The sequence below is a fragment of the Parvibaculum lavamentivorans DS-1 genome, assembly GCF_000017565.1.
Lineage (GTDB): Bacteria > Pseudomonadota > Alphaproteobacteria > Parvibaculales > Parvibaculaceae > Parvibaculum > Parvibaculum lavamentivorans.
Genome location: NC_009719.1, coordinates 2,529,237 through 2,547,286, shown reverse-complemented (window position 1 = coordinate 2,547,286; position 18,050 = coordinate 2,529,237). Strand labels below are relative to the sequence as shown.

At 59.0% G+C, this 18,050-nt stretch carries 14 protein-coding genes; 10 read left to right on the top strand and 4 right to left on the bottom strand.

Annotated features, from left to right (window positions below; all coding sequences use genetic code 11):
• Positions 1–287: 287 nt before the first annotated feature.
• Positions 288–1,499: an NAD(P)/FAD-dependent oxidoreductase gene (locus PLAV_RS11970; RefSeq protein WP_012111278.1), complete on the top strand. Its 1,212-nt coding sequence runs from the start codon at positions 288–290 to the stop codon at positions 1,497–1,499.
• Between the two features lie 194 nt (positions 1,500–1,693).
• On the opposite strand, the gene PLAV_RS11965 is transcribed toward PLAV_RS11970, so the two are convergent.
• Genes PLAV_RS11965 through PLAV_RS11950 form a run of 4 tightly spaced genes read right to left on the bottom strand, consistent with a single transcriptional unit; the run spans position 1,694 to position 6,078 of the window.
• Positions 1,694–2,395 (bottom strand): response regulator transcription factor, encoded by a 702-nt coding sequence (locus PLAV_RS11965; RefSeq protein ID WP_012111277.1) that lies wholly within the window; start codon positions 2,393–2,395, stop codon positions 1,694–1,696.
• Complete coding sequence (locus PLAV_RS11960) at positions 2,385–2,774, bottom strand: response regulator transcription factor (protein ID WP_012111276.1); 390 nt, start codon at positions 2,772–2,774, stop codon at positions 2,385–2,387. Before PLAV_RS11960 ends, PLAV_RS11965 begins: the two co-directional genes overlap by 11 nt.
• Positions 2,771–3,418: a response regulator transcription factor gene (locus PLAV_RS11955; protein WP_012111275.1), complete on the bottom strand. Its 648-nt coding sequence runs from the start codon at positions 3,416–3,418 to the stop codon at positions 2,771–2,773. The genes PLAV_RS11960 and PLAV_RS11955 overlap by 4 nt, the downstream gene beginning before the upstream one ends.
• Positions 3,415–6,078 carry a PAS domain-containing sensor histidine kinase gene (locus PLAV_RS11950; RefSeq protein ID WP_425357301.1) on the bottom strand — a complete coding sequence of 888 codons (2,664 nt, stop codon included), beginning with the start codon at positions 6,076–6,078 and terminating at the stop codon, positions 3,415–3,417. Before PLAV_RS11950 ends, PLAV_RS11955 begins: the two co-directional genes overlap by 4 nt.
• A 410-nt stretch (positions 6,079–6,488) precedes the next feature.
• Between PLAV_RS11950 and PLAV_RS11940 the strand changes: the two genes are divergently transcribed.
• From PLAV_RS11940 to PLAV_RS19370, 9 genes are all read left to right on the top strand, one after another.
• The gene (locus PLAV_RS11940; protein ID WP_012111273.1) at positions 6,489–7,409 is read left to right on the top strand and encodes an MBL fold metallo-hydrolase; all 921 of its coding nucleotides are present in this window, start codon (positions 6,489–6,491) and stop codon (positions 7,407–7,409) included.
• A gap of 569 nt (positions 7,410–7,978) precedes the next feature.
• A complete protein-coding gene (locus PLAV_RS11935) occupies positions 7,979–8,722 on the top strand; it encodes a TnsA endonuclease N-terminal domain-containing protein (RefSeq protein ID WP_012111272.1) in 744 nt (247 codons plus the stop codon).
• A gap of 19 nt (positions 8,723–8,741) precedes the next feature.
• Complete coding sequence (locus PLAV_RS11930; protein ID WP_012111271.1) at positions 8,742–10,907, top strand: integrase catalytic domain-containing protein; 2,166 nt, start codon at positions 8,742–8,744, stop codon at positions 10,905–10,907.
• Positions 10,900–11,832 (top strand): TniB family NTP-binding protein, encoded by a 933-nt coding sequence (locus PLAV_RS11925; protein WP_012111270.1) that lies wholly within the window; start codon positions 10,900–10,902, stop codon positions 11,830–11,832. Before PLAV_RS11930 ends, PLAV_RS11925 begins: the two co-directional genes overlap by 8 nt.
• A gap of 4 nt (positions 11,833–11,836) precedes the next feature.
• The gene (locus tag PLAV_RS11920) at positions 11,837–13,624 is read left to right on the top strand and encodes a TniQ family protein (RefSeq protein WP_012111269.1); all 1,788 of its coding nucleotides are present in this window, start codon (positions 11,837–11,839) and stop codon (positions 13,622–13,624) included.
• Positions 13,625–13,817: 193 nt separating this feature from the next.
• Positions 13,818–14,345 carry a restriction endonuclease subunit S domain-containing protein gene (locus tag PLAV_RS11915; protein WP_245545138.1) on the top strand — a complete coding sequence of 176 codons (528 nt, stop codon included), beginning with the start codon at positions 13,818–13,820 and terminating at the stop codon, positions 14,343–14,345.
• Positions 14,342–15,859, top strand: coding sequence for a type I restriction-modification system subunit M (locus PLAV_RS11910; RefSeq protein WP_012111267.1), 1,518 nt, complete (start codon positions 14,342–14,344; stop codon positions 15,857–15,859). Before PLAV_RS11915 ends, PLAV_RS11910 begins: the two co-directional genes overlap by 4 nt.
• The gene (locus PLAV_RS11905) at positions 15,852–16,868 is read left to right on the top strand and encodes a virulence RhuM family protein (protein WP_012111266.1); all 1,017 of its coding nucleotides are present in this window, start codon (positions 15,852–15,854) and stop codon (positions 16,866–16,868) included. The genes PLAV_RS11910 and PLAV_RS11905 overlap by 8 nt, the downstream gene beginning before the upstream one ends.
• Positions 16,861–18,039, top strand: a complete 1,179-nt coding sequence (locus PLAV_RS19370; protein WP_012111265.1) for a restriction endonuclease subunit S — start codon at positions 16,861–16,863, stop codon at positions 18,037–18,039. The genes PLAV_RS11905 and PLAV_RS19370 overlap by 8 nt, the downstream gene beginning before the upstream one ends.
• Positions 18,040–18,050: the final 11 nt, after the last annotated feature.

The following is an 18,050-nucleotide window of genomic DNA, read 5'->3' as shown; positions in this document are numbered from 1 at the left end:
CAGGCTGGCGTGATCTTCCGTATGATGTGCCGAAGTGACGCGCCTGCATTGCATCAATTCGTGCCCTTGCGCGGCAAGTGAGTCTCTCGCCTGGAGGGAAGACGATCACAGCCATCTCATGCGAGGGCTTGGCCTTCCTCAACGATCGGCGACAGGAACCTGTCTGATCGCATGGTATCGACGCCGGTTCCGGCAGCGCATCGTCGTTGCGGCGCCAAATGGGGTCGCCAACAGGGCGGCAAACCTTGCGCAGAGCTGCCTTCATCAGCACTCAACGGAGGACGACCATGCGACAACGACTTCTCATCATCGGCGCCGGCTTCGCCGGCATGTATGCGGCGCTTTCCGCGGCGCGGTTGCGTGACGCCGAAGGCGTCCCGTCCGACGAACTCGAAATCGCGCTCGTCGCGCCGGAGCCTCGTCTGGTGATCCGTCCGCGCCTGTATGAACCGAATCCGGAGACCCTCACAGCGCCTCTGGACGAAGTCTTCAAGGCGATCGATGTTGTCTATCTGCAGGGCAATGTTGAAACCATCGACACTTCTGTCCGCACCGCCGAAATTCTCGGCGCCGATGGCGCGCGCTCCACCATCACATATGACCGCCTGGTGGTGGCCACAGGAAGCAGGCTGTTCCGTCCGGACATCCCAGGCCTTTCGAAGCATGGTTTCAGCGTCGACCAGTACGACCAAGCCGTTGCGCTCGATCGGCACCTTCACCGCCTGGCCGATCGTCCCGCATCGGCGACGCGCAACACGGTGGTTGTCGCGGGCGGAGGCTTCACCGGTATCGAGGTGGCGACGGAAATGCCCGAGCGTCTGCGCGCCATCCTTGGCATGGACGCTGCGATCCGTGTTGTGATCGTCGAACGCAATGGAACGGTGGCACCCGAAATGGGATCCGATCCTCGCCCGATCATTGAAGCTGCTTTGCGCGATCTCGGAATAGAAACCCGTCTCGGCGTCGGCGTCGCGGCGCTGGACGAGAGCGGGGTTACGCTCAGCGATGGCGAGCACATCGAAAGCGCCACCGTGATCTGGGCGGCCGGGATGCGAGCGGCACCGTTGACAGCGCAGATTCCAGCCGAACTCGACAGACTCGGACGTCTCCCGGTCGACCGCGAGCTGCGAGTCCATGGCGTTCCCGGCGTCTTCGCTACGGGCGATGCTGCAAAGGCTGCCTGCGACGACATCGGCCACGACGCCCTGATGTCGTGCCAGCACGCGACCCGGATGGGCGCATTCGCCGGCAACAACGCAGCGGCTGAGTTGCTCGGCGTGAGCACGTCACCCTATCACCAGGAAGCCTATGTGACCTGTCTGGATCTGGGCGCGGCAGGTGCGGTCTTCACGCGTGGCTGGGACTGTATGGTCGAGATGGCCGGAGAAACGGCAAAGAAGACCAAGCAGGAGATCAACACGATCTGGATCTACCCACCCAAGGCCAATCGCGAAATCGCGCTCGCCTCGGCAGACCCGGAACGTGTTACCGATCTCTGAAGGCGCAGGGCATGTCAGGGATGAATCCCGGCATGCCCTTTTCTTTGCGTGCTGTACGAGGGCGAGAAGTCGGTCCGGTCCAGGCGGCCACTCACTCGGCGGAACGGGCCGGCGATATCATACCGAGTACCTTCTTCGTACAACTCATGGCGCAGATACGCCGGCAGCACTTTGGACGCCGCCGCCAACACCTGTCAGAGAACGGGTCGCGCAGCAGCTTCACGCAATTGTGGGGGCAGCGATTCCCACGCCCGGATCAACTCACCGATAGAAGCAGCCTCCATCTTGCGCATCACATTGCCGCGATGCAGCTTCACGGTGACTTCACTGATACCCAGGTCGAATGCGATCTGCTTGTTGACGCGTCCCCGCGCGACTTCATACAGGACTTCATGCTCTCGTGGTGTCAACGTCCTGTAACGTTCGATATTGCGCTCCGTGACCGCAGATTCCGCTCTCCGTTGAGCATCGACGGTAATGGCAGCGTTCACCGCGTCGATCAGAGTCTGGTCCCTCACCGGTTTGGTCAGGAAGTCAACGGCACCCGCCTTCATCGCCTGCACGGTCATTGGAATATCCGCGTGTCCCGTCAAGAAGATGATCGGCTTTGTGTTTCCGCTCTCCGCGAGATGATGCTGCAGATCGAGACCGCTCGCCCCTGGCATGCGGACGTCGAGAATCAGGCAACCGTGACTGTCCAACGCGTCACCGTCCAGCAGTTCGCGGGTCGAAGCAAAACAGGCCATTTGGAAGCCCGCCGAGAGGATCAACTCGGACAATGCTTCACGGACAGTGGGATCGTCATCGACAATAATGACGATTGGCTGTTTTTCCGCATTCTCCGGTGCCGATGAAAATGGCGCCGAACTTCGCCTTTGCGTCTGATCAAGCCTCATGTTCACCCTCCTTGTTTCGATCGTCCAAGACCCTTTCGACAGCCGCAAGCAAGGCGCGGGCATCGAAGGGTTTGCGGAAGAATCCGCTTGCGCCCATGGTTCGACCCTGTTCGACATTTTCGTGCCGTCCGGTGATGAGGAACACCGGTAGCTCCGGTCGCGTTCTTTTCATGAGGTCGCGAAGTTCAAAACCATTCATTCCCGGCATGCCGATATCGGTGATAAGAACGTCCATGTTCGACAGCCCGCTGACGATAAACGCTTCCGCCGATGAAAAGCTGTGGGGAACATATCCGGCGGATTCCAACAGGTTCTCCATCGACTCAAGCAGCCTCGGATCGTCATCAACGATAGCGACGCTGGGATTTGCCTTCTTCACGCTGAGCCATCCTTCGATCGACGCGAGTGCGCGATCGGAATTTCCAATTGCCCCGCGATACGCACGAGATCGGCGAGCGATGCCGCCTCCATTTTCTTCATGACGTTTCTTCTGTGAATTTGCAGAGTGACCTCACTGATGCCCAATTGTGCCGCTGCCTGCTTGTTGAGAAGACCGCTCACCACGAGCGGCAACACTTCGCGCTCGCGCGGTGTCAGATCTCGATAGCGTTCCTGAAGTGCATTGAGTTCGGCTCTCCGCGATCTAACTTCACGATCACGCCCAATCGCCACATTGATAGCGGCCATGAGGTGCGCTTCATCGAAAGGTTTTGTCAGGAAATCGACAGCGCCTTCCTTGATTGCCCGTACCGATGACGGGATATCGCCATGCCCAGTTATAAAGACGATCGGCGGGTGATTGCCTTCAACGATCTGCCTCTGGAAGTCGAGGCCATTGATGTCCGGAAGCTCGACATCGAGGATGAGACATGCGGGGACATCCGGCTTTTTCGCCGTCATGTAGTCGCCGGCCGATGCAAAGGTGCGGGAGTCGATTCCGTGCGCGGCCAGAAGTTCGCCCAGTGCCTCTCTGAGGCGCGCATCGTCGTCCACGACGAACACAATATGTTCGTCCGTCGTCATGCCGCCGCCGTTGCTTCAACTGGCAGCGCAAAAACAAACGTCGCGCCGTGCGGGGTGTTGTTCTCTGCCCAGAGCCGGCCGCCATGGGACTCTACAATCGAGCGGCAGATGGCGAGCCCCATGCCCATTCCGCGCTCCTTCGTCGTGAAGAAGGGCTCGAATATCTTTTCGGACAGTTCAATTCCTGGACCGCTGTCACTGAGCTCAACCCGAATGGCATCTTCGATAAAGCGCACACGGAGACGAAGCTCTCTCCTGCCAGGTACAGAGCCCATAGCCTCCATCCCGTTTCGGATGAGATTTATCAGAACCTGTTGAATCTGGACCCGGTCGAGGGCGATCGGTGGAAGGCCATCAGCTATGTCGACCTCCATGTGCACGCGTCTCCGGGTCACTTCATCCGTCAGAAGCTCGCGTATCTCGGTGATGACGCTACTCAGCGGCGTGACTACCCTCGTCTCCGTTGATTGTTTGAACAAGGCGCGAATACGGCTCACGATGTCGGCGGCACCGTTCGCGTCCCGGATAATGCGCTCTACCGTGATCTTCGCACGCTCCATGTTCGCCGGCTCCGCCGAGAGCCAATGGTGACAGGCATGAGAGTTGGCGACGATTGCTGCCAAAGGCTGGTTCACCTCATGCGCAATCGAGGCCGAAAGTTCGGCCAGCCCGGCCGCATGACTGGCTCGTGCAAGTCTGTCCTGCGCCAAACGAAGTTCTTCCTGCGTCCTCACCTCGCTATCGATGTCTATGCAGACACCGTTCCACTGCACAATCTCACCTTCGTCATTGCACATTGGTGCGGCGCGTGTCTCGACCCAGCGATAGACGCCATCGAAGCGCCGTAGCCGGTGCCTGAGCGCATACGGCTTCCCGGTAGCCAGCGAATGGCCATACTTTTCATGGACGAGCGCAAGGTCATCGGGATGGATGATGGCGTCGAGCGTGCTCACCAGACGCGATACTCCCGTTTCGTCCTTGTCATCGAGGCCGAATCCCAGAAATTCGGTGAGCTGCTGACTGCGATAGGTCGGCTTGCCGTCCGGTGCGGCGCAGTAGATAAGCGCAGGCAACGTTTCGATGAGTTGGCGTAGCGTGCGCTCGCTCTCTCGCAATGCCTGTTGCGCATGCATCTCCTCTTCGATGTCGATAGCAGCGATGTACCATTGCACGATCGTGTCGTCGGTATCGCGTAACGGGTGCGCGCGTGCTTCTATCCAGCGATAGACGCCATCTTTTTCGCGCCGTCGAAACCGGCTAACGAAAGGCGTGCCTGCTGCGAAGCCATCCGTCGCCCTGCGGAACATCACAGGAAAGTCTTCAGGATGAGCTACGTCCCGAGCCAGCGTGTCGAAATTCCTGATATGCGGTGGTATGCCGACTCTCTCCAGATAGCGCTTGCTGGCATAGGTCATCTCGCCCGAAGGGGAGAAGCTCAGAATATTGACAGGCAGGGCATCGATCATCTGCTCCAGCTGCCGCTTGCTGGCTCTGAGAGCTTCCTCCGCCCTTACTTGATCGTCGATGTCGATGGAGACGCCGTACCAGTGCAGGATCGTTCCATCGCGGTTGTGCAGAGGCTCGCACCTGCCTTCCATCCAGCGATAGGCACCGTCCTTGGAGAGCCGTCGGTATCTCATGGCGAAAGCGTCGCCGCTCGCAAGAGAGGCCGCCGCAGTGGCCTGAACCCCGGGAGCATCGTCCGGATGGACCAATTCCTGTGCCACTCGCGTGAAGTCTTCGAAGTTTGCTTCTGAGAGACCTAGATGTGCCAGATAGCGCTTGCTGACGTAGGCCAAATCGCCTGACGGTGTCCAACTCCAGATATGAACCGGTACGGCGTCGATGATCCCCTGAAGCTGCTGCTCGCTTTCCCGCACTGCCTCCTCGGCCTTCACCTGGTCGTCTATGTCGTGACAGAGGCCGTACCATTGAACGATCCGGCCGACGTGATCCCGTAGCGGTTCGGCGCGGCTCGACATCCAGTGATAAACACCGTCGGTCCTGCGTAGACGATACCGCATGACAAAATGCTGACCTGTGGTGAGACTTTGGGCGAGCGCTTGCTTCATCGCATGGGCGTCATCCGGATGGACGAAGGAGTCGATCAGATCCTCCATCCGGTTCCGTCGCGAATTGCCGAGATCCCCCACGTCCATGCCGATAAACTCGATCATGCGCCTGTTGAAGAAGATCGGCTCGCCATCCGCCGTGAGCCGCCAAAGATGGCTGGGAACCATATCCACAAGCTGCGACAGCTCCTGTTCTCGGTCGCGTAATGTGGCCTCGGCCTGCTTCTGGTCCTCGATATCTATAGTCGTGCCGTACCATTGGGTGATACGCCCCTCGCTATCGCGTGAAGGGCGGCCCGAATTGCGGAACCAGCGATACACTCCGTCCGTACGCCGCAGTCGATGCTCGGTGTCATAGTGCTCGCCTGTACGAAGACAGTGGCGCCACCGTGCCGCGACTCGATCGTAGTCATCCGGATGGACGACCGTGCGCCATCCGAATTCGTCCTCTTCATCGGCCGTATTGAGATCGGCGCTGGTATTGCCGAGAAAGACCAACGCTTTCGGACTGACATAGGTGAACTGCCCGGCGCTGTCCGCCGACCATGCAAAGCCTGGCATGCTTTCGATGATTTGCAGCGCACGCATTGATTCAGGATCGGTTTCGCCAATCGAGTTGGACGCTGTCGTCATGGGGCTCTCCCGCCGGACAAGGAAATCGGGGATGGACGTTTCCTGGGGACCTCAACGGTTAGCTCGAACGATGAGCCGGCAAGTCATCTTTCATCTTAGCCCCGGGATGACCGAAGTACACTTCATGGAAATCCATGTATTGCCTTTGAAACCGCCCCAAAAGCGGCCCCCCGAGGGGTGGTGCGCGGCCGGTCCCCAGGTTGCCGATGTGGAGCATCTGGCGATTGGCGGTGGCGACCTATACCCGTGAACGGTATCGGCCGCTGAGAGCGGCGGTGCACGCTCAACTCCTGGGCGGCGGCCGCTCTCGCGCCGGAGGCGTGGCGTTCGCCTGAGATTTCTCATTTGAGCAACAGGAGAACGACATGACGACGCATCTGAGCTACGTCCCCCAAAAAAGCGGAGCAGAGTTCGAGGAACTGGTCCCGTCGCGCTACGCGCTGCGGATCGGTGAAATCGACGTGCTGGTGGTGAGCGACGGGGTCCTTCCGCTGCCGACCGAAACGATGGCCACCAATGTGGCCCCTGCCGTCCGCGCCGCCTGGTTCAAGGACATGTTTCTGGGACCCGACATGTTCGACTGGGCGCTGAACGTCCTGGTCGTGCGAAGCGGCGACAAGACCATCCTCATCGATGCTGGTCTGGGAGGGCAATTCCCCGGCTTTCCGCGGGCCGGGTTATTTCCGAAGCGGCTGGAGGCGGCCGGCATCGACCTCGCATCGGTGACCGACATTATCGTCACCCATATGCACATGGACCATGTCGGCGGACTGCTCGTCGACGACGTGAAGAAGCGGCTGCGTCCGGATGTGCGGATTCACGTTTCGGCCACCGAGGTCGACTTCTGGGGGACGCCCAATTTCTCCCAGACTGCGATGCCGACGCCGGTTCCCGACGTTCTCAGGACCACTGCCACGGAGTTCTTGAAGGTATATGGTGCCAATCTGCAGACCTTCGCCGAAGAGCGCGAGGTGGCACCGGGAGTGGTCGCCAGGCTTACCGGCGGCCACACGCCGGGACATAGCGTCGTCCATGTGACGTCCGGCGGCGAGCGGCTGACATTCGCCGGAGATGCCCTGTTCCCGGTCGGCTTCGATCACCCCGACTGGCACAATGGCTTCGAACATGACCCGGAAGAGTCGGTTCGCGTCAGAGTCCGCCTGTTGCAGGAAGCAGCGGCCACGGGAGAACTCCTCGTGGCTACCCACTTGTCCTTCCCATCCGTCGGCAGGGTTGCGCTGGATGGCGAGGCCTTCCGTTGGGTAGCGGCCTCCTGGGACTTCTGACCGCTTTCTGGTCATGCCTCCGTTCGAGTCCCGCGCGCGAACGAGCATCGGACGGAGGCGGTTGACTGAAGGCTGGATTCGTCTGCCCTGGCGGTTTGTACGGGGGGCTTGGCGAGGCCGGCCTTTCGATCTGCTCCGAGAGAATACGGTGCGTTGTCCTGCCTGTCGGGCTCCCGCACTGTGGATCTGCGCCGTTATCGCATAAAGTGACTCGACAGTTACTTTTAACCACCCTAAATTTCGAAATGCATTCAGAGGGATAGACTGCGACTCTTGGCGAAAAATTGGAATATATAAGCGTCTGCCTTCAATGCGCGGCCACATCGCGGATAAGACCGATTTGGCCGCAGCCACCAGGAGAAGCAGACAATGACAGCAGTTTTCACTTGATCCCCTGATCGCGTTCCTGCGGGAAGCGCGGCCGAGACGTGAGGCCGTGAGTTTTCCGGATCCGGAGCCGCGCCGCCATATCTGGCGGCACCACCAATCATCAACGACAAGTCCTTGCGACGCAGACCGTTGTCCGGCTGCGACAGGATTTGCTTGTCCAATCCACTGGGAGACAGCATTTGAACAAGCACCTCAGAGAACCGCGATCCTTTACCGACCTCGAGAAGATCAAAACCGATGTCAAAAGGATGAGCAGGGAGGCACGGGTCGTCTTCAGCACCACCCATGGCCCTCTTCGCACGATCGTGACGGGAACCAAGTGCCGTCCGACAGGCGTCTATAACAGCGTCAAGACCGGCCATGCTCAGCCTTATGAATCCCAGGCCGAACTGTTTTTCATGCGGCAGTGCGAAGCCGACCACGAAGTAGTTGCCTGGCTTGCTCAGCCCCACCGGCTGGAAATCTTCGTCGAGGGAAAGAAGCTCATCTATTTCCCGGATTTTTCAGTGCTCTATGCCGACGGCCGGGAAGAGGTCGTCGAGATCAAGAGGGACAAGGCAAGGGAAGTATTTGGTGAATTGGCCACCAAGTTGGAACGGGCAGAACGCATCTATCAAACCGCCAACGTAGGGTTCCGTATCCTCGATCTGTCTGACTTGAGAGTAGAGCCCCGTTGTTCAAACGCCGAAGAAATCCAACGGCACTCGAGAACACACTTCGTGCGCAGCGAAGTTTTCTGGTTGATGGATGAAGCCTGTCGCGATCCAAGCGGGACCATACCCTTTGCCCGAGCGGCTGAGATTCTGGGTGGCGGTGTCGTCGGCCACAAGAAGCTCTGCGCGATGATTGTCAGGAGACATTTCGGTTTGGATCTCGACGCCAGGCTGGTCGCCGACACGCCTGTATCTCCCGTCTCGACCTAGAAATTTCGAGGAAATCGCCGTGTATCTCAGACTTTCCGTTGGCGACATCGTCTCCTGCCTCAAGGGCGACTACGAACTCAAACAAGTCATGCCCGATGGTCATCTCGTGCTACAGAAGCAATTCGGGCATGAGAGCATTTTCATGTCGCAGGATGAGCTTCTCAAGCAACACGCGGAACGACAGCTCAGGGTGTCGAGACGTATCGATTATTGGCGTGACAGGGCAGCGTCGCTCAAGGCATACACGCCTCGTGACCCCAATGTTGAACTTGGCCCGAAAGCAAAGATCCGTCAGCTACTGCTTGTCCAGTACGACAAGTCGCCCGTTGCGCTCTCCGACAAATCGCTGAAGGCGTTCATTCGAGACGCCGACCTGCCGAAGGAACTTGAGGCCGCTGGCTGGCGACCGAGTGCGGGCACATTCAGGAGAGACATTAGAAACAGAACCGAGAATGGCCTGAGACCACTCGCGATCATGGGCCGGCGGAGAAAACGCTCTTCCTCTGCCCGCATGTCCGACGAAGTGTCGAGGCTGCTTATCAAATGCGTCCATTGGTACTATGCGGCGCGGAACAGAACCGTTTGCGAAGCCTACGACCGCCTCAAGATCGTGGTTGATGAGCTCAATCTGCGTGCTCGGCGATACGGTCGCATTTCCAGACTGACATGCCCGAGCCATGAGACTGTCCGCAACTGGATCAGGCGCTGCGAGAACTACGATTTCTACAAGAAGAAATTCGGAGAAAAAGAAGCGCGGCGGCGCTACTCCGGAGCCGGCTCCGGGCGGGAGGCAAAGCGACCACTTGACGTCGTGATGATCGACGCGACGCCCATGGATGCGTTTGTCATCGTTGATCCGGATACGGGTAACGTACTTGGGCGCCCGACGCTTCTGGTTGCAATCGATGTATGCACCAGGATGATCCTGGGGACATTCATCACTTTCGAGCCACCGAGCATCTACTCGGTCATGAACTGCATCAAGAATGCACTGACTTGGAAGAAAGAACTTGTCGCCCAGAAGTTTCCTGACCTCCGGAAGCCATTCGTTGCGTTTGGTTGCCCTAGACTCATCATACTGGATAACGGTCTCGAAAATGTCGGCTCCTCAATGCAGGACGCACTGCGCGACCTTGGTATTGACGTCGAATGGGCACCCATCAAGACGCCGGAATTCAAAACCTATGTCGAGCGATTCTTCGGTACTCTGAACAAGGGGCTTCTACACAAGTTGCCGGGAGGTGTGTCGGCGCCGCCCAAGCAGCTGCGTGAACAAGGCATCGATCCGCGCAAGCAAGCATGCATGACGCTTGATCGTCTTGAGGAACTCGTTCTCCAGTTCATTCTGGAGGTCTATCAGTGCCGACCTCATCGAGGTATCGACGACATACCCCTCATGCGTTGGGAAGAGTTGACCAGGAAATACGGCATCGACTTTATTGATGATCTGAGGCGTATCGATGACGCATGCGGATACGTCAAGAATGCGACTTTGACGCGTGACGGCATAAAGGTGGAGGGGCTCAGGTTTCACGACAGGGATATCGTTACGGGACTCCTTGCCGACCTGCTGCCAGCGGCTCCGCGTGGAAGACGACGGAAGGCATCCAACAGCGTCCCCGTCAAGATAAAGCTCGATCCAGGGGATATTTCGGAGATCCGGGTATGGAACTCCGTCACTAGCTCCTATCAACCTCTACCGAACGAGCAGCAACGCTATAGCCGGGGCACGTCTCTCTGGTTCCACCGGCACCTCAAGAAAGTGGCGCTACAGAAACAAGAAGGATTCATTTCCGAAGATGAGCGACTGAAAGCTCGCAGGCGGCTGGTCAAGTCGATTGAGAACGCTGGCATGATCGACAAGTGCAAACGGAGTCGTTTGGTGAGCCAGATCTCGTCTTCGTCCTCGGTGGAGATCAGCTATGCGCCTCCTCGCCACGATGGCAACGCCACAACGGTGGAGGTTTCGCCGGGCATGGAGAATCGCGCGGATGGTGGAGAAAAGCCCGCCGGCTTCCTGAGGGGAAGGGCTGCTCAAGCGAGAGCTAAGAAGAAGCGCGAGAAATCGGACGCGCCTCGTCAAAAGGATCCAGCCCAGGCGCCGTCAGAGGATCTGAAGCTGGAAAATCCGCAGGCCTTCATGGCACACATCGGCAACTCTGATGGGTGGGACGACGATGCTTGATGATCAACAGTTCGCTCGCCTGCAGCGCTTTGAGGGAATCATCATCCGCTACCCCCGGATGAATGAGGTCTTCAAGAGCTTCGAGTTTCTTCGCAAGAAAGCTCGCGCGGTGCGTGGCCTCAACGCGTCCGAGAAACTCAATGTGACCAGTCTCTTTGCCTTGCCGCTCATAGCGCCTACGGGGACCGGCAAGTCCCGCATTATCAACGCGTACATGCAGAAAGTTCGCGAGGAGGAGCATCCGCCTGGAGCAATTCCGGTACTGGTCGTAGAGCTTTCAACCAAGCTCACCGTCAAAGGCTTCTATGCGGATGTTCTGAAGGCCTTTGGAGATCCAAACTCCGCCCGGGGAACACAGCAGCAGCTCGAGATGCGGACGCAGGCGTTCATCCGCAAGTGTGGCGTGGAACTCCTGATTGTTGACGAGGTGCATCACTTGATCAACGCGGAAACCAACAAGGTAAGTTGGGATGTTGCCGAACTCTTCAAAGGTATCCTGAACAACAAGAGTTGTTGTCTCGTGTTGAGCGGCGTCGAGAAGTCGACCGTTCTGTTCGAGCGGGGAGGACAGCTTGCGAGAAGATGTATCAGCCCCGTTCCGCTTGGCCCTCTGGATATACAGAACAAGGCCGAGCGCGAGATGTTTCTCGGCTTCATAGGGCGGCTCGACGAAATGATGCTGAAAGAGAAGGTCACGGACCAGAAGAACGGTCTTCTTGAGGGGGACGTGCCGGCATGCCTGTACGAGATTTCGCGCGGCGTTGTCGGGATCGTCCACCAACTTGTCTACCATTCCCTCATGTGCTGCTTCATGCGCGGCGCAACGATCCTTGAGCGAGAGGATTTTGTGAAGGGCACGGATGGTTGGGCTCTGGCATATGGAATCTCCACAACCAACCCGTTCAAGGCGCACAAGAAGGTCTGACGACATGACGCATCCGAAGTTCGTTGTGCCGGTTTCCCCGTTGCCTGGAGAGAGCCTTGCTGGGGTCGTGGCTCGCGCCGCCCACGAGAATCTGTTCACGAACCCGGCCAATATCTTTCTCCATCTGAATATGCCGGTCGTGCGCCTGGGGAGCATCGCAACGCGCTACGCTGGAAATTGCGACGAATTGGCAAGCCTTATCGGCTCGAGCCCGGCTGACCTCCGTCCTCTTTTCTACAAGCGGATGGATAGGTGCATCTCCGGCTTTGGTGCAGAAATCGAATTTCTGGGCTCGCATCTTGCTCTGCGATGCCGGGAGTCGAAGACGAGACGCCTCTCTCCGGCAAGCTTGCGTGTGTCGGCGTATCATCGAGTTGCCTGGGAGCTTCGGTTTCTTCACTGGTGTCCCGAGTCCTTCGAGTACCTCCTTGGGGAATGCACGATGTGCAGCAAGAGCTTCGGTTGGCACAAGCTGGCCGGGGTCCACATCTGCGAGAACTGCGGAGGGGATGTTCGCGAACAGACGTCGGAATGTGTTGCCGAGCACGACAGGGACACTGCGCGCCTTTTGTCCGATCTTGTTCTGAATCGGGAAGCGGCGACACGCATCAGGGCGTCGCTACACGAGGACCTGCGTCATCTCGTGGACGTGGACCTGCTTTGTCTTGCCGTCATGCTGGCATCCGGCTTCGAATGGTCGCCGAAGATGGTCCATAAAGCGCTGTACGACATGAACAGGGCCACCGCACCTTCCCTGGAAATGTGGCGTGTCGGTTTCGAACGTATTCGCGATTGGCCGGACTCCGCCTACGAGATCGTCTGGAAGCAGCTGGAGACGCCCAGAGAAGACGCAGGCTACGGCATGATGGAGGAGCTCGGTCCCGTCGGTTTGCACCTCATGCCGGCGAATGCTGACCTTGCGAAGGTGCTCCGCAAGATGGTTAGCGACAGCTACCTGCAGAAAGGTGTCGTCGCCTTGCGCCCCATCGGCAACAGCGCCCAGTGGCGGCGGCCTGGCTGGTTGCCATCAAGCGAAGCAAAGAAGAAGCACAAACTAACGGACTGGACGATAGACCAGGCGCTGCGCTCTCCGGAAGTCAGGAGGATTTCTCACGAGGGAGGGGAGAGGTCGCCGACACTCCTACATGAGACGGACCTGCTCACGTGGGTAGAAAAGCTGAAGGCAGCCTTGGATGCGCCGACCGCCATGAAGCGTATCGGTATTCCCGAGCATGCGCTCTGGGAACTGCTCGAAAGCGGACATCTCAAGCTTCTGACCTCCGAAGACAGAATCCTGACTCCACGAAAGGGCTTCATTGAAACGAAATCCGTGCAGGATCTGGGCGATCGTCTGTTCTCACGTTGCTCGCCCACGACTGGAGACGAAAGCCTTGTGCCCTTGAGGGAGGCGATCGCTTCCTCAAGCTGTCCGGTTCCGCCTTGGGTGGCGGCGATTGATGCCATTCTGAAAGGAACGCTGAACGCATGGAGGCATGACGCGCCGTCTTCGACTTACGTCGATGCCTTGCTCGTTTTGCCTGATCAGTTCGAAGCAAAAATCGGTCGCGGGACTGTTCTCCCCGAATTTCGCGAAGCGCCTGTTCTGATGACCTACAACGACGCTGCGGTCCTGCTGCGAACTTCGCCGGAGGTCATTGTTCAATTGGCTTGGGCTCAGAAGATCGACACCGAGAGCGGTGGGCCGGGCCGGAGAGCTGTGCGGCGATCGGTTTACGCATACGCGACGAAGTATCCGAACGCCGCCAAGGCTCTTGCTGCTTCAAAGGTTTGACCATGGCGCATACTAAACTGTCCTAGGTACTCTGTAGAAACATCTACAGCAAAAACCCGTATTGACAGATATGACGCCATGCAGTTTCCTGTAGGAGTACTTACAGAGAAATGCAATGCGCCTGACGGAAGTATGCTCGATTTTCCCTGGATATACAGCGCGGGCGCGCCTGGAGCCCGCGGGGGATAGGGGCATGGCTGCAATCCAGCTTCGAGATGTTTCGGCGGATGGGCTGGCACACCCCGACGAGCTGATCCGGGTCGATCTGGGGGATGTTGCAGAGCGCTATATGGTTTCGGCCGGAGATGTGGTCTTCCGCTCTCGCGGCGATCGCAACACCGCTGCCGCCCTTGACGGGTGTTTCATCGAGCCTGCGCTCGCTCTCCAACCACTTCTGATCTTGAGGCCCAAGCGGGATGCGGTATTGCCCGAGTACCTTGCCTGGGCGATCAATCAGCCGTCTGCACAGCGTCACTTCGACGAGGGAGCCCGCGGTACGAACATCCGCATGGTGCCGAAATCCTGTCTCGACGATCTCGACATCGACGTCCCTGATCTTGAGGCACAGCGCAGAATTGTCGCCGTCGATGCGCTTGCCGAACGCGAGAACCAATTGGCTCTGGTTCTCGCTGAAAAAAAACGACAATTGAGCCGCCTGCTTCTCGCCCAACACGCCCAACGAATATGCCGGACCATCGAGCCGGAAAGGAAACGCAAATGACCGATCAACTGACGCAGCAGCAAGTCAACCAGACGGCGTGGGCGGCGTGCGATACGTTCCGTGGCGTTGTCGATGCCGGTCAGTACAAGGACTACATCCTTGTCATGCTGTTCCTGAAGTATATCAGCGATCTCTGGAACGATCATGTGGAGGTCTACCGCAAGCAGTTTGGAGAGGACGAAGCTCGTATCCGCCGGCGCCTGGAACGCGAGCGCTTCATTCTCCCCGAAGGCACCAGCTTCTATGACCTCCATGCTCAGCGTACCGAAGCGAATATTGGCGAACTGATCAACATAGCGCTCGAGAAGATAGAAGACGCGAACCGGGCCAAGCTCGAAGGCGTGTTCCGCAATATCGACTTCAATTCGGAAGCCAATCTCGGGCGGGTGAAGGATCGCAACCGGCGCCTGAAGAACATGCTCGAGGATTTCGCGAAGCCGGCGCTGGACCTGCGCCCCAGCCGGGTGACCGAGGACATTATCGGCGAGTGTTACATCTATCTGATCTCACGCTTTGCCTCGGACGCAGGCAAGAAGGCCGGCGAGTTCTACACGCCCTCCGCTATCTCCCGCCTGCTGGCGAAGCTGGCAGCCCCCAAGCCGGGCGACACGATCTGCGACCCGGCTTGCGGCTCCGGATCGCTGCTGATCCGGGCGGCGGAGGAGGTCGGATCCGAGAACTTCGCCCTCTACGGCCAGGAAGTGAACGGTGCCACCTGGGCGCTGGCGCGGATGAACATGTTTCTCCACGCCAAGGACGCCGCGCGCATCGAGTGGTGTGACACACTCAACAGCCCCGCGCTGGTCGAGGGCGATCACCTGATGAAGTTCGACGTAGTGGTGGCCAATCCCCCGTTCAGCCTCGACAAGTGGGGGGCGGAGAACGCGGACACCGACCAGTTCAAGCGCTTCTGGCGCGGGATCCCGCCGAAGTCCAAGGGTGACTACGGCTTCATCACCCACATGATTGAGATCGCCAAGCGGCAGAGCGGCCGTGTCGCGGTGATTGTACCGCATGGCGTTCTGTTCCGGGGAGGAGCCGAGGGGCGTATCCGCCAGGCGCTGATCGAGGAGAACCTGCTCGACGCGGTGGTGGGGCTGCCCGCGAACCTGTTCACGACCACGGGCATTCCGGTGGCCATTCTGGTCTTCGACCGCTCCCGCGAACAGGGCGGCGCGAACGAGGACCGCCGCGATGTGCTGTTCATCGATGCCAGCAAGGAATTCACGCCCGGCAAAACCCAGAACGTGATGGATGAGGCGCACATCGCCAGGGTGCTGGAGGCATACGCCTCGCGGGCCGAAACTCCGAAATACTCCCACCGCGCCAGCCCCGAGGAGATCGCCGAGAACGACTTCAACCTCAACATCCCCCGCTATGTCGACACCTTCGAGCCGGAGGAGGAAATCGACGTCGCCGCCCTGCAGAAGCAGATCAACACCATCGAGGCTGAGCTGGCCGAGGTACGCGGCAAGATGGCTGGCTACTTGAAGGAGCTGGGTGTTGATGTCTGAGGGCGAACTGATCCTTTACAACACCGACGATGGTGCCGCGACCATCGGCCTGCGGGCCATCGACGGGACGGTCTGGCTGACCCAGTTGGAGATGGCGGAGCTGTTCGACACCTCCAAGCAGAACGTCAGCCTGCACATCAACAACATCCTGTCCGAGGGGGAGCTGGCGGCGGAATCAGTTGTCAAGGAATCCTTGACAACTGCGTCGGACGGCAAGGCCTACCGCACGAAGGTCTATAATCTGGACGCCATTCTGGCGGTGGGCTATCGCGTCCGCTCCCCGAGGGGCACCCAGTTCCGCCGGTGGGCCACCACCGTCTTGCGCGAGTACCTAGTCAAGGGCTTCGCCATGGACGATGCGCGGCTGAAGCAGGCCGAGCAATGGGACTACTTCGACGAGTGGCTTGCCCGCATCCGGGACATCCGCGCCTCGGAGAAGCGCTTCTACCAGAAGGTCCGAGACCTCTACACGACCGCCATCGACTACGACAAGACGTCCGAGCAGGCGCAGGCCTTCTTCAAGAAGGTGCAGAACAAGATGCTCTGGGCAGTCACGGGCCAGACGGCCGCCGAGCTGATCGAAAACCGCAGCGATCCGAGCGCCCCCAACATGGGCCTGACCAGCTGGAAAGGCTCGATCGTTCGCAAGGGCGACGTCGGCACCGCCAAGAACTACCTGAAAGCCGAGGAGGTCGAGGAGCTCAACCGCATCGTCGTGATGTACCTCGACTACGCGGAAGACCAGGCAAGGCGCCGCCGCCCGGTCGCCATGGCCGAATGGGCCGACAAGCTCGACGCCTTCCTGTCCTTCAACGAACGCGACGTGCTGACCCATGCCGGCCGGCTGCGGATGGACGTGGCCCAGAAGCTGGCCGTAGAGCGCTTCGAGGTGTTCGACGCCAAGCGCCGCGCTGCCGAGGCGCTGGCGGCGGATGAGGCCGATATCGCTCAGCTGGAGGAGATGGAGAAGGCTGCCAAGGATCGAAAGAAGGGGGCGGCAAATGAATAGGCTGTTCGCCAAGCTCCCAATTTCCGAGATTGCTTCCGTTGAGCGAGGTAAGTTCTCTGCGCGTCCGCGCAACGACCCCCGATATTTCGGCGGTGACATTCCCTTTCTGCAAACAGGTGACATTGCTCGCGCCGGACGCTTCATCGTCGGTTGGGACCAGACACTGAACGCACAAGGGCTTGCGGTCAGCCGGCTCTTCCCTCGAGGAACGATATTCATGTCAATCGCAGCCAACGTCGGTGACGTGGCTATTTCTACATTCGATGCCGCGTGCCCTGACAGTGTTGTTGCAGTCATCCCCAGGAATGGGGCTGATGCAGAATGGCTCTTTCAAATCCTAAGGCACTGCAAGGACGGACTATCCTCTTTGGCAACGCAAAACGCGCAGGCCAATCTCAGCCTTGAGAAGATTACTCCATTCAGGGTTCCAGTTCCCCCACTCCCCGAACAATGCAAGATCGCCGAAATCCTGCGGACATGGGACGAGGCCATCGAGAAGCTGGAGGCGCTGCGGGCGGCGAAGCGTGACCGCCTGACAGGACTGACGCAAAAGCTGCTCGGCATTGGCGGAGCTTTCCCCGACAGGTGGAAGCAGCGCCCACTTTCGGCCATCTCGACCCGTGTGCGTCGCCAGAACGGCGGCGGCGATCATCCGGTCATGACCATTTCGGCAAAGTCCGGTTTTCGTCTGCAATCCGAAAAATTCAGCCGTGATATGGCTGGCAGCAGCGTTGATCGCTACATCGTTCTGCATGAGGGCGAATTTGCTTACAACAAGGGCAACTCTCTCACGGCGCCTTATGGCTGCATTTTCCCCTTGGATCGTCCGACTGCGCTGGTGCCGTTCGTCTATTTCTGCTTTGCGCTCAAGGCGGACCTGAGCCGCGAGTTCTTCGCCCACCTGTTTGCGGCCGGTGCTCTGAACCACCAACTGTCGCGCCTGATCAATTCCGGCGTCCGGAACGATGGCCTCCTGAACCTGAACCCGGAGGATTTCTTCGGCTGCAAGGTGCCGGTTCCCCCTGCCGACGAACAATCGGCCATCGCATCGACCCTGACGACCGCAAAGCAAGAGATCGGTCTACTGGAGACCGAAATCGAAACCCTCACCCGCCAGAAACGCGGCCTGATGCAGAAGCTGCTGACGGGCGAATGGCGCGTCGCTGTCTGAAGGAGAAGCGC

Bases quoted from the DNA above. Each gene is read 5' to 3' on its own strand.
- PLAV_RS11970 (WP_012111278.1), top strand. From the start codon at position 288: ATGCGACAACGACTTCTCATCATCGGCGCCGGCTTCGCCGGCATGTAT.
- PLAV_RS11965 (WP_012111277.1), bottom strand. From the start codon at position 2,395: ATGAGGCTTGATCAGACGCAAAGGCGAAGTTCGGCGCCATTTTCATCG.
- PLAV_RS11955 (WP_012111275.1), bottom strand. From the start codon at position 3,418: ATGACGACGGACGAACATATTGTGTTCGTCGTGGACGACGATGCGCGC.
- PLAV_RS11950 (WP_425357301.1), bottom strand. From the start codon at position 6,078: ATGCGTGCGCTGCAAATCATCGAAAGCATGCCAGGCTTTGCATGGTCG.
- PLAV_RS11940 (WP_012111273.1), top strand. From the start codon at position 6,489: ATGACGACGCATCTGAGCTACGTCCCCCAAAAAAGCGGAGCAGAGTTC.
- PLAV_RS11925 (WP_012111270.1), top strand. From the start codon at position 10,900: ATGCTTGATGATCAACAGTTCGCTCGCCTGCAGCGCTTTGAGGGAATC.
- PLAV_RS11920 (WP_012111269.1), top strand. From the start codon at position 11,837: ATGACGCATCCGAAGTTCGTTGTGCCGGTTTCCCCGTTGCCTGGAGAG.
- PLAV_RS11915 (WP_245545138.1), top strand. From the start codon at position 13,818: ATGGCTGCAATCCAGCTTCGAGATGTTTCGGCGGATGGGCTGGCACAC.
- PLAV_RS11910 (WP_012111267.1), top strand. From the start codon at position 14,342: ATGACCGATCAACTGACGCAGCAGCAAGTCAACCAGACGGCGTGGGCG.
- PLAV_RS11905 (WP_012111266.1), top strand. From the start codon at position 15,852: ATGTCTGAGGGCGAACTGATCCTTTACAACACCGACGATGGTGCCGCG.
- PLAV_RS19370 (WP_012111265.1), top strand. From the start codon at position 16,861: ATGAATAGGCTGTTCGCCAAGCTCCCAATTTCCGAGATTGCTTCCGTT.